This window comes from Floridaenema aerugineum BLCC-F46 (genome assembly GCF_041929345.1).
Classification (GTDB): domain Bacteria; phylum Cyanobacteriota; class Cyanobacteriia; order Cyanobacteriales; family Aerosakkonemataceae; genus Floridanema; species Floridanema aerugineum.
In genome coordinates this window covers 12,569-27,621 of record NZ_JBHFNQ010000016.1, presented here as the reverse complement: position 1 = coordinate 27,621, position 15,053 = coordinate 12,569, and the positions used below count along the sequence as shown (strand labels likewise).

19 protein-coding genes and 3 pseudogenes are annotated in these 15,053 nt (G+C 39.1%); 15 read left to right on the top strand and 7 right to left on the bottom strand.

Annotated features, from left to right (window positions below):
• Window positions 1-187: helix-turn-helix domain-containing protein (locus ACE1CC_RS02125; RefSeq protein ID WP_413271863.1), on the bottom strand; the 187-nt coding region annotated here is incomplete at its 3' end.
• A gap of 39 nt (window positions 188-226) precedes the next feature.
• Window positions 227-313 (bottom strand): annotated as a pseudogene (locus tag ACE1CC_RS36690) (IS607 family transposase); the annotation flags it as partial.
• 370 nt (window positions 314-683) lie between these two features.
• Here ACE1CC_RS36690 and petJ point away from each other — a divergent pair.
• Complete coding sequence (petJ, locus tag ACE1CC_RS02120) at window positions 684-1,025, top strand: cytochrome c6 PetJ (RefSeq protein ID WP_413268823.1); 342 nt, start codon at window positions 684-686, stop codon at window positions 1,023-1,025.
• A 61-nt stretch (window positions 1,026-1,086) separates the two neighbouring features.
• The gene (locus ACE1CC_RS02115) at window positions 1,087-2,001 is read left to right on the top strand and encodes a tetratricopeptide repeat protein (protein WP_413268822.1); all 915 of its coding nucleotides are present in this window, start codon (window positions 1,087-1,089) and stop codon (window positions 1,999-2,001) included.
• A 280-nt stretch (window positions 2,002-2,281) separates the two neighbouring features.
• Here ACE1CC_RS02115 and ACE1CC_RS02110 read toward each other — a convergent pair whose 3' ends face one another.
• Window positions 2,282-3,064 carry an SDR family oxidoreductase gene (locus tag ACE1CC_RS02110; protein WP_413268821.1) on the bottom strand — a complete coding sequence of 261 codons (783 nt, stop codon included), beginning with the start codon at window positions 3,062-3,064 and terminating at the stop codon, window positions 2,282-2,284.
• Between the two features lie 310 nt (window positions 3,065-3,374).
• Between ACE1CC_RS02110 and ACE1CC_RS02105 the strand changes: the two genes are divergently transcribed.
• On the top strand, window positions 3,375-4,418 hold the full coding sequence (locus tag ACE1CC_RS02105) for a YihY/virulence factor BrkB family protein (protein WP_413268820.1): 1,044 nt from the start codon (window positions 3,375-3,377) through the stop codon (window positions 4,416-4,418).
• Between the two features lie 94 nt (window positions 4,419-4,512).
• The gene (locus tag ACE1CC_RS02100) at window positions 4,513-5,223 is read left to right on the top strand and encodes a hypothetical protein (RefSeq protein WP_413268819.1); all 711 of its coding nucleotides are present in this window, start codon (window positions 4,513-4,515) and stop codon (window positions 5,221-5,223) included.
• Window positions 5,224-5,544: 321 nt separating this feature from the next.
• Here the strand turns inward: ACE1CC_RS02100 and ACE1CC_RS02095 are convergent, their stop codons facing one another.
• Complete coding sequence (locus tag ACE1CC_RS02095) at window positions 5,545-5,814, bottom strand: hypothetical protein (protein WP_413268818.1); 270 nt, start codon at window positions 5,812-5,814, stop codon at window positions 5,545-5,547.
• A gap of 530 nt (window positions 5,815-6,344) precedes the next feature.
• On the opposite strand from ACE1CC_RS02095, the gene ACE1CC_RS02090 reads away from it, so the two are divergent.
• Window positions 6,345-6,815 carry a CYTH domain-containing protein gene (locus ACE1CC_RS02090; protein WP_413268817.1) on the top strand — a complete coding sequence of 157 codons (471 nt, stop codon included), beginning with the start codon at window positions 6,345-6,347 and terminating at the stop codon, window positions 6,813-6,815.
• Between the two features lie 49 nt (window positions 6,816-6,864).
• On the opposite strand, the gene ACE1CC_RS02085 is transcribed toward ACE1CC_RS02090, so the two are convergent.
• Window positions 6,865-7,920 (bottom strand): GGDEF domain-containing protein, encoded by a 1,056-nt coding sequence (locus ACE1CC_RS02085; protein WP_459563784.1) that lies wholly within the window; start codon window positions 7,918-7,920, stop codon window positions 6,865-6,867.
• 365 nt (window positions 7,921-8,285) lie between these two features.
• On the opposite strand from ACE1CC_RS02085, the pseudogene ACE1CC_RS02080 reads away from it, so the two are divergent.
• From ACE1CC_RS02080 to ACE1CC_RS02045, 8 genes and pseudogenes are all read left to right on the top strand, one after another.
• Window positions 8,286-8,420 (top strand): annotated as a pseudogene (locus ACE1CC_RS02080) (erythromycin esterase family protein); the annotation flags it as partial.
• Between the two features lie 40 nt (window positions 8,421-8,460).
• Window positions 8,461-9,129 (top strand): dienelactone hydrolase family protein, encoded by a 669-nt coding sequence (locus tag ACE1CC_RS02075; RefSeq protein ID WP_413268814.1) that lies wholly within the window; start codon window positions 8,461-8,463, stop codon window positions 9,127-9,129.
• A gap of 17 nt (window positions 9,130-9,146) precedes the next feature.
• Entirely contained in the window at window positions 9,147-9,782 is a 636-nt protein-coding gene (locus ACE1CC_RS02070) for a carboxylesterase family protein (protein WP_413268813.1), read from the top strand.
• Between the two features lie 11 nt (window positions 9,783-9,793).
• The gene (locus ACE1CC_RS02065; protein ID WP_413268812.1) at window positions 9,794-9,940 is read left to right on the top strand and encodes a hypothetical protein; all 147 of its coding nucleotides are present in this window, start codon (window positions 9,794-9,796) and stop codon (window positions 9,938-9,940) included.
• A gap of 301 nt (window positions 9,941-10,241) precedes the next feature.
• Window positions 10,242-10,463: a hypothetical protein gene (locus tag ACE1CC_RS02060; protein WP_413268811.1), complete on the top strand. Its 222-nt coding sequence runs from the start codon at window positions 10,242-10,244 to the stop codon at window positions 10,461-10,463.
• A 2-nt stretch (window positions 10,464-10,465) separates the two neighbouring features.
• A complete protein-coding gene (locus tag ACE1CC_RS02055; RefSeq protein ID WP_413268810.1) occupies window positions 10,466-10,879 on the top strand; it encodes a hypothetical protein in 414 nt (137 codons plus the stop codon).
• A 22-nt stretch (window positions 10,880-10,901) separates the two neighbouring features.
• A complete protein-coding gene (locus ACE1CC_RS02050) occupies window positions 10,902-11,528 on the top strand; it encodes a DedA family protein (RefSeq protein ID WP_413268809.1) in 627 nt (208 codons plus the stop codon).
• Window positions 11,529-11,572: 44 nt separating this feature from the next.
• Window positions 11,573-12,121 (top strand): general stress protein, encoded by a 549-nt coding sequence (locus ACE1CC_RS02045; protein WP_413268808.1) that lies wholly within the window; start codon window positions 11,573-11,575, stop codon window positions 12,119-12,121.
• A 1-nt stretch (window position 12,122) separates the two neighbouring features.
• On the opposite strand, the gene ACE1CC_RS02040 is transcribed toward ACE1CC_RS02045, so the two are convergent.
• Window positions 12,123-12,539, bottom strand: a complete 417-nt coding sequence (locus ACE1CC_RS02040; RefSeq protein WP_413268807.1) for a secondary thiamine-phosphate synthase enzyme YjbQ — start codon at window positions 12,537-12,539, stop codon at window positions 12,123-12,125.
• Between the two features lie 451 nt (window positions 12,540-12,990).
• On the opposite strand from ACE1CC_RS02040, the gene gltX reads away from it, so the two are divergent.
• Entirely contained in the window at window positions 12,991-14,499 is a 1,509-nt protein-coding gene (gene gltX, locus ACE1CC_RS02035; protein WP_413268806.1) for a glutamate--tRNA ligase, read from the top strand.
• A 124-nt stretch (window positions 14,500-14,623) separates the two neighbouring features.
• Window positions 14,624-14,867: pseudogene (locus ACE1CC_RS02030) on the top strand (hypothetical protein).
• Between the two features lie 5 nt (window positions 14,868-14,872).
• Here the strand turns inward: ACE1CC_RS02030 and ACE1CC_RS02025 are convergent.
• Entirely contained in the window at window positions 14,873-14,998 is a 126-nt protein-coding gene (locus tag ACE1CC_RS02025; protein ID WP_413268826.1) for an NACHT C-terminal alpha/beta 1 domain-containing protein, read from the bottom strand.
• Window positions 14,999-15,053: the final 55 nt, after the last annotated feature.

Genomic DNA, 15,053 nt, shown 5'->3' with positions numbered 1-15,053 from the left:
ATTTCACTTCTGCTACCAATCGCTTATGCAAGTCGATAGCTGTTGGTAATTTCATGCCAGCATCCATTGCTTTTAGACAAATATCTAACCCCCAATTCCAGGCGTGACGAGAAACTCCAGCGTGTGAAGCCGCCAAAGTTCTTTGTTTGTTGTTTAGGTTTAGTCTTGTCTTAAAGCTTTTGAGCAATTTCTCTTAACTCCTCTACGACTTTTTTGTTTTTAGTGCAAGCCTTCCTTCGGCTTCCCACCTCCTCAACCTGGAAACCGACACTCGTTTGATTTTTGCTGCTTCTGCTCTGGTTAACTTCCTCATCCTGGCAGTTTAGCATATCTTTTGAGGAGGTTTAGGAAGGCTTAAGTAAAATTTCAGGAGCAGTCCAGACCACCCCGGTTTTTCAGCCTCGTAAATCTCCCCTGTAGATCCCCCTCTTCCCTTACAAAGGGGGGCTCCCGGGGGGATCTTTTAGGGGGGGGCTCCGGGGAGGATCGAACCTTGTTAGCAAATAGAGATTAATACCCCAGATAGATCTGGGGTTTTGGCTAACGTCGTAAAATTGCAGTTTTGTTGATTATAAGTGTTTTCTGGGAAGTTTTACAGCCTGTCTTTTGACAAAAAAAGCAGTTTTCTTCAAAATGATCCAGGTATGTCTGCTAAATGCAACAACTTGTCAGAGGAGAACACTGTGAAAAAGATTTTGTCCATCATTTTGCTGTTGAGTATAGTATTCAATTTTACCTTTGTCCGCCCCGTTCTCGCGGGTGATGTTGCTAGCGGCGCGAAAATTTTTAGCGCCAATTGTGCTGCTTGTCATGCTGGGGGAAAGAATGTAGTTAATCCTAGCAAAACTTTGGCAAAGGCTGATTTAGAAAAGTATGGAATGAATTCCCTGGAAGCGATTGTCACTCAGGTAACAAAAGGTAAAGCTGGTATGCCTGCTTTTAAAGGTAGACTCAACGCTCAGCAAATTGAAGATGTGGCTACCTATGTGTTAGAAAGTTCCGCAAAAGGGTGGAAAAAAGTTTAACTTTCGGGAAAATTTTTGGCTGTAAATTTTGCTAAGAGAGATGCTCAAGGAGATCGGAATTATGAGTTATTTAGTTCAATTATTGGTCAGCTTGTGCATCACTTTGGCTTTTCTAATTTACTCACCTCCTGCTACAGCGCTCAGTCTAGCAAATTCGTCTGTTCAGATGAGCGCACAGGAGTTTTTTCGGGCAGGTGTACAGCAAATGCAAAGCCAAAATTACCCGAAAGCTGTACAAGATTTTAGCAACGCAATTGATTTAAAAAAGGATTTTTCTGCGGCTTTTAGTAATCGGTGTTTGGCTTATTTACAACTGGAAGAATATGAAAGTGCAATTCAAGATTGTACGCAAGCAGTAAGTTTAAATTCGCAAAATACAGAATCTTTTTTGAATCGAGGTTTGGCTTACTATAAACTAGGAAATTATCAGGGTGCGATCGCAGATTATAACCAAGTAATTAAATTAAAACCGATTGATTTTCGCGCTTATTACAATCGAGCTTTAGTTAAAAGTGAATTACCAGATTATCAAGGGGCAATTAGGGATTATAATAAAACTTTAAGTTTAATGCCTGTACAAGATAGATTTCAATTAGCACAAGTTTATAACGATCGCGGCACAATTCGCTTAATGTTAAATGACAGTGTGGGAGCGATCGCAGATTTTAACCAAGCTATTCACTTAAATCAACAAGATTACCGAACTTACTTTAATCGTGCTTGTGCTAATCAACGCATTTCAAATTATACCGCAGCTATTGAAGACTTAACTGTAGCCTTAAAACTTAACCCCAATTACGCCGAAGCTTACGCCAACCGAGGTATAGCTTACTATCAATTAGGAAATGAACGCCAAGCATTACTCGACTTACGAAAAGCGGCTCATAACTTCCTTTTTCAAGATAATATCACCGCTTATCAACAAACATTAGATTTGCTCAAACAGTTAAAAGGAGAAGAAACAGTAATTGCCTAATTACCAGGTTGACACTCTCACCGTCGTAGGGGTAATTCATAAATTACCCCTATCGACCCACCATTAACATAGTAACAAAATACAGCGAACTTCCTGTAGTTGAATGCTACACCGGACAATTAAATCAAGTATTGATGAACCACCAATGCTATTGATGCCTTAGAAGAAATAGCAACTACCACCCTTGGTCAAACAATCATAAAATCGCTTGTTGTAAGGACTTTAGTCCTTTTATCCCAGGAATATACGACTAAAGTCGTTACAACAGACTTAATCATAATTAACCTTGTAACAAAGATTGTGCTCCATCAATCCAAATTTCTGTGCCGCTAATATGGTTAGAAGCATCACTAGCTAAAAATAACACCAACTGCGCCACTTGTTCCGATTTTCCAGGTTCGCCATCTGTTAAAGGAATTTCTCCTTCGGGAAATTCTACAGGTTCTTTCACCTGTTCTAAATGACGTTTTTGGGTGCTTTCATTAATGTTAGTTTCAATTGCTCCCGGACAAATTACATTTACCCGCACGCGATGTTCTGCTAATTCCAAAGCGATCATTTTAGTAAAGGCAACTTGCGCCGCTTTAGAACAAGAATAAGCCGTTGCACCAGTATTACTAAAAATTCTTGTGCCATTAACAGAGGAAGTAATAATTACAGAACCGCCTTGTTTTTTTAAATAAGGAACAGCATATTTAACTGTTAAAAAAGTTCCTTTCAAATTTACATTTAAAGTTTTATCCCACTCTTCGGGTTGTAATTCTTCAATTGGTGCCCAAACTCCATTAATCCCCGCATTGGCAAAAACAATATCAATTCTCCCCCATTTATCGACAATTTGTTGAATTGCTTTTTGCATTGGTTCGGGTTGGGAAATATCAGCAATTAAAGTAATTGCTTCTCCACCATTGCTATGAATTTGACTAACAGTTTGCGAAACTTCTTCTTCTGTCAAACCTAAAGCTGCAACTTTAGCGCCTTCTTTTGCCAGCAAATGAGCGGCAGCTTTACCAATTCCTGAACCCGCGCCTGTAATTAGCGCCACTCTTTGTGTAAGTTGCATTTTCCCATTTTTAGCTCTATTTTTAGTAAACTCCAAACTCATAATATTGTCACTCAGCCTAAAGATAGAAGCCGAAAAGGTGATATAGCAGAAGGCTCTAAGGTAGAAGGAAAAAGGCAATAAAAACAATGGTTTTAGCAATTCAGAATCAGCGGAGTCACCTCAGAAATTGCGATAACTTTAAAATTGATTTAGCTCGTTGGATAGATGCAAGATTTGGGGATTGCTAGTAAATATAAATTAATGAAGTTAAACCATAAACTCGATATTAAAAATGTCACAAAATCTCAAACAAAGAGCAAATTTTAGAATGAGAATAAACCGGCTAAATTTGCGGACAATATGGCAATTACTGAAACAAACTTTTGATGAATGGAATGAAGATAAAGCTTCGCGTTTAGCAGCAGCTTTAGCTTATTATACGATTTTTTCTATTGCACCTTTGTTAGTAATTGTAATTGCGATCGCCGGACTAGTATTCGGAGAAGAAGCCGCCAGAGGGGAAATTGTTGCTCAAATTCAAGGTTTAGTTGGCAGAAGTGGTGCAGAAGTAATTGAAACCGCAATTCAAAATGCTAATCAACCAGCCACAGGAAGTATCGCTTCTATTATTAGTATTGGTGCTTTATTATTCGGTGCTATTGGGGTATTTGCTCAACTTCAAGATGCTTTAAATACTATTTGGGAAGTTCAACCAAAACCTGGTCGTCCTGTTAAAGGTTTTGTCCGGCGCAACGTTTTATCTTTTACAATGGTGTTAGGGATTGGGTTTTTATTGCTGGTATCTCTGATTATTAGCGCTACTTTATCAGCAATTAGTAGTTATTTTAGTCACTTAGTACCAGGTTTTGACGTACTTTGGCAAGTAGTTAATTTTCTCATTTCTTTTGGCATAACTAGCTTTTTGTTTGCCATGATTTTCAAATTTCTCCCCAATGTACAGATCACTTGGGGAGATGTTTGGATTGGAGCGATAATTACTTCTTTACTATTCAGTATTGGTAGATTTTTGCTCGGTTGGTATTTGGGAAAAGGTAGTTTTGGTTCTACTTACGGTGCAGCTGGTTCACTAATAATTATCCTGGCTTGGGTTTATTATGCGGCTCAAATATTATTTTTTGGCGCAGAGTTTACCCAAGTTTATGCCAGAAGTTTTGGCTCGCAAATTATGCCTGATGAAGATGCTGTTTCTCTGACTAGGGACGATCGCATTCAGCAAGGAATTCCCTATAAAGAAGACGTAGATGCTGCTAGGGAATCACTTGCTACTAACAGAGTAAATCGACGGCGTTCTAAAAAAATAGGATTACCAGGATTAATCAAACGTTTAGGTGATACAAGAAGAAAACGTTAGCAACTGTATTCCATAAGATAGAAGCGCAGTTGACTACTGATTTCTAAGGTGATTGTAATTTCAAAAAAGCATAATTTAGGAGGATTTTTTAAAGATGCAAGTCAATAATAACTTAAGACAAAAAAGGAATTTGCTCGGTAAAGCAACTTGTTTATTACTCTTAACAAGTACGATCGCTGCTTGCGAAAATCGAACTGCGGAAAATCCCAACGTTAATACCACTCCCCAAGCAACTCCCACAGTAGTTGTTACCCCTACCCCAACACCAACTGTAGTTGTTACCCCAACTCCCGCACCAACGACTGTGGTTGTTACTCCCTCTCCTGTTCCCGCTAACACAATTGTTGCTACTCCCGTACCTCAGTCGCCAACAGCTGCTTCTCCCAGTGCTGTTACTACTCCTGATACCCAAGTTTCACCTACTGCCAACCAGGCGGCTGCTCCCAGCGAACCAATTACTGATGTAGCTGTAATTGCTAATACATCAGATAGACAATCGATTTTAAATAGACAGGTTCAGTTAACAAATGTGAGAGTTCAAAATGTAAATGGCGATCGCACTTTTTGGATCGGACAACCAAATGGTCAGCCAGTTTTTGTCGTTCTTGAACCAGCATTAGATGCCGGAAGTGCAGAAAATAAAATTGTAATTAAACCCGGACAAACTCTTAATTTAACGGGTGTATTAAGACCAGTACCTAGCACGCAACAAGCACAACAACAATGGGGTTTGAGTCCTGCTGAAGCCAAAACATTGCAAAACCAAGCCCTTTATTTACAAGCAGGACAAGTCCAATTTCAATAACTTAAAAAACTTAAAACTTTATCGGATGATCGACGGCTTGATATTTATAGTGCCTAAAATTATGCCAGCCGCGATCGTCTTTACTATAGGACTTACGTACTGAGATCCCCCAACCCCCTTCAATAGGGGGCTTAAAAGTTCCCCCCTTTTTAAGGGGGCTAGTTAGGATCTATTACATAAGAATTTTGTATCCTCAGAAATGCTTTTTTGCTAAGCCATTATCAATATTGGCACTTATCAATTTTGCGCCTGTTTCCGCAAGATTGCTATCGGTAAATCTGCTCCCAATTGAATTTTTATTTTCAATTAATTCTGAATTGCCTAGTTGCTAGCGGAATGAGTCATGATCGGAAACACAGGCAGCTTTTGTCCCAGATTAGTTGCATGATTGTAGGTGATCCCAATCAAACACAATCCTGTTAATACTAAAATCAAGAACTTTTGTCTTTGCCGACCTTGGTGTGCAGCAACGCCTGGTGCATTTACTGTTGTTTCGGGTATTTCGGGTAGATAATCTACTCCTTCTAGGATTTCAGGATCGACATAGGGTTGTAAGGATTTTCGGTACAGTTGAGAAATGTTTGCGCTCATAAAAAGTCAACAATGAAAGAATAGTAACACTATAAAAATAGTCGATTTTTGGCTAATATACATTCTCTTTAGGGGGTAATTTTTGGTTACTCTGCCATTCTGCTTTTAGGCAGAGTGACTAAGGTTAGGTTGGCCCATTATTTTTAGAGAGAATGCTATCTTTCTTTCAGCCAGAGCAGTAAGTTCCTCTACCTTGTCAAGTCGGTCTCCTTTCCATAGTATTTGCTAAAGATTAACGAGCATATCTAGCTTACTATCAATTCCCAAGTACAGAAAGATACAAGTGATTTAAACCAGTAGAAATGTATAACTGTTTACTTTATTATTATATTCTAGCATAATTTGGCAAAATCAATATAATGAATTTACTCGAATGTCAGTTATTCAGTATACAGTATTGGTCTGATTTGTCAAATTTTCATAACTTTTGGATTTATGAGTATTTAGCTAGAGGTTTAATCTTTTACAGCTATAACCCATTACAATTAGGTGAAACTACTTTCACTAAGGGTTGATGAAAAATATCAGTCATGGCTATTGAAATTGAGCGCAAATTCCTGGTTAATGGCGACAAATGGCGATCGCTTGCCACTGGCATCACCTACCGCCAAGGATACATTTGCACTAAAAAAGAAGCTGTGGTTCGGGTACGTATTGTAGGCGATCGAGGTTATTTAACAATTAAAGGTTTAACTGTTGGTAATTCTAGGGCAGAGTTTGAATATCCAATTCCCTTGAGCGACGCTCAAACTATGCTAGAAACGATGTGTGAACCGCCATTGATTGAAAAAAATCGATACTTGATTAAACATGGGGAATTAATGTGGGAAGTAGACGAATTTTTTGGGGAAAATGCCGGATTAATTATTGCTGAGGTTGAACTGAAAGCAGAAAATCAAGTGATAGAATTGCCTGAATGGGTGGGAATGGAAGTTTCCCACGATCCGAGATACTTCAACGCCAACTTGATTAAATATCCCTTTAGTAAATGGACAGATTGATCCAAAATAAATCAGTGTATAGCAAATTCCTTGTTGAGATTTGCTTTGTTCAAGAATGAGCAACCCTTTTCTTACGCTTTTGCGTATACATCAATTCATCAGCTTGAGCAAGTAAAGTTTCCAAGCTCACATTATCTTTAGGTAAACAACACTGAACACCAATACTCATAGAAAGTTGATAAGGGCGATCGCTGTTTTGGTTAAACAGAGCAACATTAGCTTGTAAACGATCGCAAATTTTCCCTACATCATCTAAATCACTAGTGGCAAAAATCACAAATTCATCTCCACCAAGACGCGCCAAAATATCTGCTTCCCGACAAGATTTTTGGAAAATTCGGGCAGCATCTACAATTGCTCGATCGCCCATTTCATGACCTAACTTATCATTAATTTGCTTCAATCCATCCAAATCAATAAATAACAGACAGTAATGACTATTTAAGCGATGCGCTACTTTTAACTGCTGTTCTGCTAAGACAAAAAACCCTCGACGATTATGTAAATTAGTTAATTCATCTGTTAAGGACAACTGTCTTACTTGTGCTTCCGCTTGTTGCCGTTCTTGAACTTCTTGGAGCAATTTAGTATTAACAGCTTCTAACTCCGCCGTGCGTTGACGAACTCTTGCTTCCAATTCGCTGTAAACTTGGACATTTTCCATTGCTACAGCTGTTGTATCCGCCAATGCTTGCAGCAACTTTACCTCTTGAATTGTCGGTTGATGTAAGTTTGCCCAATAAACACCAATAGCACCGATCGGATCTAAAGTCCGAATTGGCACCATTGCCAAACTTCTGACAAAAGTTGGTTGATAAGCAACGTAAGGAATTCGCTCATCTCCATAAATATCTGAAATAATAGCTGGCTGACGATTCCTCATTGTCCAACCCCCAAGACAAATTTTCATGGGGAATCTTTGCCCTTTCCAAAGTGGTGCAATTGAATCTTCATCAGCATAAAAACATTGGTCTTGATCCCGCAATATAAAGCTAGCGCCATCTGCATCTGTGAGGAAACGTGCAGCTACCCGAACGATCGCCATAATAGTTTCTAAATTCCGGGCTAAAGATAATTCTTGTACTACTAAAATCAATTGTTCCATCGCCCGGTTGTATTTGATAGTAGTATCCGCATTGTCTGTTGAAATGACAACGCCGTTGCCTGTTTCAGATTGTAAACTTACCACAACTTTCTCCTTTTCAGATTGAGCAGTAAGCTTCGCCATCAAATATTGCGGTGCGATCGCCAGTACTGGAATTTGATAACGCTGGATACTGCAAAAAAACCTCTTTTAGTAAAATACACTGACAAAATTAAGAATACTACAGTAAATCTACGGTATAACTCTCTCGACAGAGATTGAATACCTCTCATTCGATAGAAGAGTAAAAAAATAGTAGCCGATAGCGTGAAGATAAGAACGACCTAGCGGAAAAACTCTTCCGTTAGCTGTTGCCGGAGAACAGTGCGGAACAAAATGCCCGTTTGGTGAAAAATGCTGAAGAATATTACCGTTCTATGTTTAGCGATCGGGTGTCTTCTTGGAATTTGCGCGATCGCCAGATGGCAGAAACTTTAGACAGTTTAGTTAAGCATTTAAATTCGCATATCCACAGATAAACACAGATAAACACAGATGAATATGAATAAAACACTGGAATACAACAATCAAAAAGTTTGGATTGCATCAGGTTCAATTAATTTAGAAGGTAGTTTAACTCAACCGGAAACTGCGCGAGGTATCATTTTATTTGCTCATGGTAGCGGTAGCAGTCGCAATAGTCCCCGCAATCAATATGTGGCAGAAGAGTTAAATAAAGCGGGGTTTTCGACGCTGCTATTCGATTTACTTACACGCGATGAAGAAGCTAGCGATCGAGAAAATCAAGAATTCCGTTTTAATATTACTTTTTTAGCGGAAAGATTGATTGATGCAACACAATGGGTTGCCCAAAATTTAGATATGCAAAAACTGAAAATTGGCTACTTTGGGGCTAGTACTGGTGCAGCAGCAGCATTAGTCGCAGCGGCGCAATTTCCTGATGCTGTGGGTGCAGTAGTTTCGCGGGGCGGAAGACCTGATTTAGCTGAATCATCTTTAGGAAATGTAAAAGCACCAACATTACTAATTGTAGGTGAAAAAGATCAGCCTGTAATTGAAATGAATCAGCAAGCATTGGGGCAATTATCAGGGGAGAAAAAGTTAGAAATTGTTCCTGGTGCTAGTCACCTTTTTGAAGAACCTGGGGCGTTAGAAGAGATAGCGAAAATGGCGCGTCAGTGGTTCGATCAATATTTAGCAAAAAGTTAGATTTTAGAGTGGGTGTGATGCAACAAGAAATCATTGGAAATCGAACTTACAACTATTTACTGTTTCTACCGAAAGGTTACGAAACAAAAGAAAAATTGCCCTTAATTCTGTTTTTACATGGTGCAGGTGAACGAGGTAATGACCTGGAATATGTAAAAAGACATGGGGTTGCTAGAGTTGTGGAAGAACAACCAAATTTTCCTTTTATTGTGGTTTCGCCTCAATGTCCTCATCAGCAATATTGGGCAATACCGTTATTGATTAGATTACTGGATGAGGCACTTGCAAATTACAAAATAGACCCCGAAAGAATTTACTTAACTGGTTTAAGTATGGGTGGTTATGGTACTTGGCATTTAGCAGCTGCTAAACCCGATCTTTTTGCTGCTGTTGCGCCCGTTTGTGGTGGTGGAGATGTAGGTGCAGCTTTTTATTTAAAAAATCTGCCTGTATGGGCATTTCATGGAGCAAAAGATAACATAGTTGCCCTGAGTGAATCGGAAAAAATGGTACAGGCTGTCAGAAAATTTGGGGGCGATGTTAAGTTTACTGTTTACCCGGAAGCTGGGCATGATTCTTGGACGGAAACTTATAATAACCCCGCATTATATGAGTGGTTTTTACAACATCAGCGGGCTTCGTTAGTGCATTAAAGGTTGAGTAAATGTTGGCTTACACTCCGGCGATCGTCTTAGGAATTTTTCTGGTTCTCTTATTATTAGAAAAGCTGTTTCCTCTGCGAGAAAGGATAAATTCGCTACTCGGAAGATTGACCATTAATTTCAATAAATGGTTGATCCAGAAAACCTAACCTTAACAACAAATTAAACCCAAACTAAACTTTTTCAACTTAGTAAATCCCTCCTCTGAGATCTTGCAGCCGGGGGGGTAGAACCTCCCAGATCTCGTTACCAGGTTGAACCTGGTAACGAAAAACAGAGGCGGGAGCCTCAAGGTACTCTTATCTCAGTCCTTCTCTTTCCTGGAGCTTCCTGGAGCGCCTGGAGCGGTTTAAAAAATTACTATTCCCTACACCCTAAGATAGTGTAATCGCCAAACTTTTATCTTTACCGTGATTATATATTCGCTTATCACTAGTAGAGGTAAAAATTATGCCCGGTGGTCATGCAAGTCATAAAGGCAGCAGTAATAAACCCAACACCAATGCAAATGATGTGTTTGTTTCTGCTGCTGACGATTCAGTAGATCCCGAAGATATGTTACGGGAAGAAGTTCTTAATAGTGAAGTGCATAGAGCCGAAGAATATGTAGATTTTCCGCCTGCACTTGAACGTCCCGGAGAAGAACAAAAAGCTGGAAATAAGGAGAAATAAAAATGGCACAACAACAAAAAGTTGGCACACCAAATGATGCCAAAGCAGATGAGTGGGATAAAGATTTACACCCCAATAGAGAAGCGGGTAAAAATCAGGGAATGACTGGACAACACCCACCAGTAACATCAGCTTTAAATGCTTTTGAAATTAAAGAATTGCATAGCCGAATGCCAGACTTTTCCAGTGAAGAATTAAAACAAATTATTGTGCTGGAACCTGGTACTCGTTTGCAACAAGGTGCGAAGTATATTGACCTTAACGATCCAGAATGGGAAGAGTTTACAGCTATGGCTAATATGGAGGCTGGAACTGATAATTATTACGTTCCCAAAACCGAGGTTGGTTATCAACTTTGGAACAAATTGATCGGTGTGGAAAACCCAGAACGTTTAGACCAAGCAAACGATTCATAACTAACTCTTCATTACTTAATAAATGCTCGACTGGATCACAAGTAGCATCAACTATTTAGGGTATTGGGGAATTGTTCTACTAATGTTTTTAGAGAACTTATTCCCTCCCATCCCTTCAGAACTAATCATGCCTTTGGCAGGATTTACCACTACCCAAGGAAAGCTAGATATTGCCTTTGTAATTGTGGCGGGAACGATCGGTTCTTTGCTAGGTGCTTTGTTCTGGTATTGCATCGGTATAAGTGTTGGGGAAAAACGGTTAAAAAGATGGGCTGATAGATATGGCAAGTGGTTAAATATTTCTGGGGAAGATATTGAAAAATCAAAAAAATGGTTCGACAAATATGGCGGAGTAGCTGTATTTTTTGGTCGGATTATACCAGGAATTCGCACTTTTATTTCTGTGCCTGCTGGTTTAAATAATATGCCGATCGTACCATTTTTATTTTACTCAACAATTGGCAGTGCTTTGTGGGTAGCTTTGTTAACTTTCGCTGGATATCTTCTAGGGCGAAACTATCAGTTAGTAGAGAAATATCTTGGCACCATTTCTAGCTTCATAGTAATTGTTTCAATTGTGGCGTTTTGCTTTTGGATAATGAAGCGAAAAAGAAGAATGAAAAAAGCCAAAGTCAACAATTATCGATGAGCAAAAAATTATCAATAAACCCAAGTAAAAAAGGAGCAAAAAACATGGCTGTAACTACACAGGAAAACCGTGCTGTCGGGGTATTTCCGAATCGAGAAAATGTCGAAGCAGCACTTAACGAATTGAAAAAAGCTAACTTCCCGATCGAGAAAATTTCTGTGATCGGACGTGATTCTAGCGAAGGTCAAGAACTGACGGAAGATCCTAACCAATATGTACGCGATAAAACGGCTGAAGGTATTGGAAAAGGTGCTCTTACTGGTGGTGCTTTGGGGGGTCTTGGTGGTTTATTATTAGGCTTAAGTTCTTTGGTGATACCAGGATTAGGGCCAATATTTTTTGCAGGTTCTCAAGCGGCAATTTTTGGCACATTAGCTGGCAGTTTTTATGGTGCTGTTGGTGGTACAATTATTGGCGCTGTTTTAGGAAATGGAGTTTCTAACGAACAAGCAAATATTTATAGCGATCGCCTTTCTCAAGGCAACTATTTATTTGTCGTAGATGGCGATTTGTCGGAGATCGATCGCGCCGAATCAATCCTCAAATCCCAAGGAATTGAAGATTGGGGTGTTTACAATACAAAAGTTGATTGATTCACTCGCCATAAACAGTAATCATGACCTTTCTTTGACGTGCTTTGTTATCACAATCAATGTGAAAAATTTGTTGCCAAGTTCCCAAAACTAATTTACCATTAGCGATCGGCACAGTCAAAGAAGGGCCAAGCCAAGTAGCTTGTAAATGAGAATGTCCATTACCATCATGCCACGTTTGTTCGTGAAAATAATCCCGACTTGGAGGAATCAATTTATTAAGAATTTCCGGTAAATCTCTTTGCAATCCCGGTTCAAATTCAATTGCCCCGATCGCCCCCGTACTACCAACATTAAATACATTTACCATGCCCTGTTGAATTCCCGATTTTTTCACAACCTGATTTACTTTTTCCGTCAAGTCGTGCATATCGCCATTTCCCTTAGTTGAAATATTGATTTGTTCTTGATGAACCATAAATTAGCCTCAAACACTTTGATTTTCTACTTATAATTAATACATATTAGATAGCAATCCTCAATAATTATTATAAAAGATTTTATGGAACCGCGAAGACGCGAAGAGCGCGAAGGAGAAGACGAAGAGGCTATAGCTAATCCTAAATCAATTTTCAAGTCTTCTCTTCCTCTCCTCTTTCTTCGTGTCCTTCGCGTCTAATTCGCTATCGCGAATCGCTGCGCTAACGTGGTTCAAAAAAAATATCGATCGCCACTCACCAAATACACATTTACGGTTACAATTGAAAAGCGTTACCTCATCAGAGGGAGAGGCAAAAGAGTAAGGAAAGACTCAATTGCCCGATCGCAAATTTATCGATCGCCAATAACGCTATTAACAAGAAAAATAGGTCTGAAAATTGAAATTAAGACCTGAACATCTGCGATCATGCCATGTCGGAGAATTTATTGTGACAGTAAGAGTTAGAATCGCCCCAAGTCCCACAGGAAATTTACACATCGGTACGGCAAGAACAGCTGTATTTAACTGGTTGTTTGCCCGTCATCAAGGTGGGACATTTATTTTGCGAATTGAAGATACAGACTTAGAACGATCGCGCCCCGAATACACAGAAAATATCCTTGAAGGTCTAAAATGGCTAGGATTAAATTGGGATGAAGGGCCATTTTTTCAAACAAAAAGATTGGATTTATATCGCCAAGCTATCCAAAAACTATTAGATAAAGGTTTGGCTTATCGGTGTTATTCCACTGAAGAAGAACTCGAACAAATGCGGGCGGCGCAAACAGCGAGAAAAGAAGCACCCCGCTATGATAACCGACATCGAAATTTAACACCGGAACAACAAGCTGCTTTTGAAGCTGAGGGAAGAAGACCAGTAATTCGTTTTAAAATTGATGACGATCGCGAAATTTCTTGGAACGATATGGTGAGGGGAAGAATCACCTGGAAAGGCAGCGATTTAGGTGGTGATATGGTCATTGCCCGTCGTTCTGAAACTGAAGATTTCGGTCAACCTTTGTACAATTTGGCTGTAGTTGTAGATGACATTGATATGCAAATTACTCATGTCATTCGCGGCGAAGATCACATTGCCAATACTGCCAAACAAATTCTCCTTTATGAAGCTTTGGGTGCAGCAGTTCCCGAATTTTCCCACACTCCTTTAATTTTAAATAAGCAAGGACAAAAGCTTTCTAAACGCAAAGGTGTAACATCGATTTTTGACTTTAAAAAGTTAGGATTTACCCCGGAAGCTTTGGCAAATTACATGACTTTGTTAGGTTGGTCGCCGCCAGATTCTACTAAAGAAATCTTTACTTTAGAACAAGCTGCAACCGAATTTACTTTTGACCGAGTTAACAAAGCGGGAGCCAAATTTGACTGGGATAAATTGAATTGGATTAACAGTCAATATTTACATAAATTACCAGTCAATGAATTAACCGATTTGCTAATTCCTTACTGGCAAGAAGCAGGGTTTAAATTTGATCCAGAGAGCGATCGCCCTTGGCTAGAAAAAATCGCCGCTTTAATTGGCCCTAGTTTGATTCGTTTACCAGTTAGCGATCGAGCTTGGTTAACCGAAATGTTAACCAACATTCCTGACATTACTGCTGTTCCCGATCCAGTAGAAATGAGCCGCTATTTCTTCGTTTCTCAAGTAGAATTCACTGAAGAAGGCAAAGCACAATTACAACAAGAAGGCGCAAAAACTGCCTTAGAAGCAATTAAAAATGCTCTGGATAATCAGGAATTAACCGCAGAATCAGCCCAAGGAATTATTAAACAGGTAACAAAAGAACAAAACCTGAAAAAAGGTGTAGTAATGCGGAGTTTAAGAGCCGCTTTAACAGGCGATGTTCATGGCCCTGATTTAACTGAATCTTGGGTAATTTTACATCAAAAAGAACTGGACAAAGCACGCTTACAAGAAGCATTATCTCAGGTAAATTAAGACCTGCTGTAGAGACGTTTCATGAAACGTCTCTACCCAAAATTAAAATCTTTTCCTGTTTGGGTAATAGAAGTTAAGTTAAAAAATTTGCTATTAACAGAGAGGATACAGAGAGGATAAAACTATGAGTATTACATCTTTTCAAGAGATTATAGAATCTATCGAAAAGCTTTCTATTGATGAATGAGCAAGAGTATTTATTTGAGCTAATCAAGAAAAGAAGAATTGAAAAGAGACGTTTGGAGATTGCTGCAAATGCTAAAATAGTTCTAAACTCTCTAAAACAAGGAACAGCTAAAAAAGGAAATGTCGATGATTTGATTGCCGATTTATTGGATAATCAAGACGATGAAGATAGTTTGGAATAATCGTTTTAAACGTGCTTTTTTTTGATTAATTGCAGATAGATAGCGGTGGCGGGGTTATTGCGGTTATCGAATTTGCTACCATCGATGCAGAGGAGTTGCAGAGTTTTGGGAAGGTTGAAAGTTGAGGTGATGCTATGCCATAATTAATTAGACAATGAAATAAACAATTAAGCATAAAAACTTGTA

Bases quoted from the DNA above. Each gene is read 5' to 3' on its own strand.
- ACE1CC_RS02115 (WP_413268822.1), top strand. From the start codon at position 1,087: ATGAGTTATTTAGTTCAATTATTGGTCAGCTTGTGCATCACTTTGGCT.
- ACE1CC_RS02110 (WP_413268821.1), bottom strand. From the start codon at position 3,064: ATGCAACTTACACAAAGAGTGGCGCTAATTACAGGCGCGGGTTCAGGA.
- ACE1CC_RS02105 (WP_413268820.1), top strand. From the start codon at position 3,375: ATGAGAATAAACCGGCTAAATTTGCGGACAATATGGCAATTACTGAAA.
- ACE1CC_RS02100 (WP_413268819.1), top strand. From the start codon at position 4,513: ATGCAAGTCAATAATAACTTAAGACAAAAAAGGAATTTGCTCGGTAAA.
- ACE1CC_RS02095 (WP_413268818.1), bottom strand. From the start codon at position 5,814: ATGAGCGCAAACATTTCTCAACTGTACCGAAAATCCTTACAACCCTAT.
- ACE1CC_RS02090 (WP_413268817.1), top strand. From the start codon at position 6,345: ATGGCTATTGAAATTGAGCGCAAATTCCTGGTTAATGGCGACAAATGG.
- ACE1CC_RS02085 (WP_459563784.1), bottom strand. From the start codon at position 7,920: ATGGAACAATTGATTTTAGTAGTACAAGAATTATCTTTAGCCCGGAAT.
- ACE1CC_RS02075 (WP_413268814.1), top strand. From the start codon at position 8,461: ATGAATAAAACACTGGAATACAACAATCAAAAAGTTTGGATTGCATCA.
- ACE1CC_RS02070 (WP_413268813.1), top strand. From the start codon at position 9,147: ATGCAACAAGAAATCATTGGAAATCGAACTTACAACTATTTACTGTTT.
- ACE1CC_RS02065 (WP_413268812.1), top strand. From the start codon at position 9,794: ATGTTGGCTTACACTCCGGCGATCGTCTTAGGAATTTTTCTGGTTCTC.
- ACE1CC_RS02060 (WP_413268811.1), top strand. From the start codon at position 10,242: ATGCCCGGTGGTCATGCAAGTCATAAAGGCAGCAGTAATAAACCCAAC.
- ACE1CC_RS02055 (WP_413268810.1), top strand. From the start codon at position 10,466: ATGGCACAACAACAAAAAGTTGGCACACCAAATGATGCCAAAGCAGAT.
- ACE1CC_RS02050 (WP_413268809.1), top strand. From the start codon at position 10,902: ATGCTCGACTGGATCACAAGTAGCATCAACTATTTAGGGTATTGGGGA.
- ACE1CC_RS02045 (WP_413268808.1), top strand. From the start codon at position 11,573: ATGGCTGTAACTACACAGGAAAACCGTGCTGTCGGGGTATTTCCGAAT.
- ACE1CC_RS02040 (WP_413268807.1), bottom strand. From the start codon at position 12,539: ATGGTTCATCAAGAACAAATCAATATTTCAACTAAGGGAAATGGCGAT.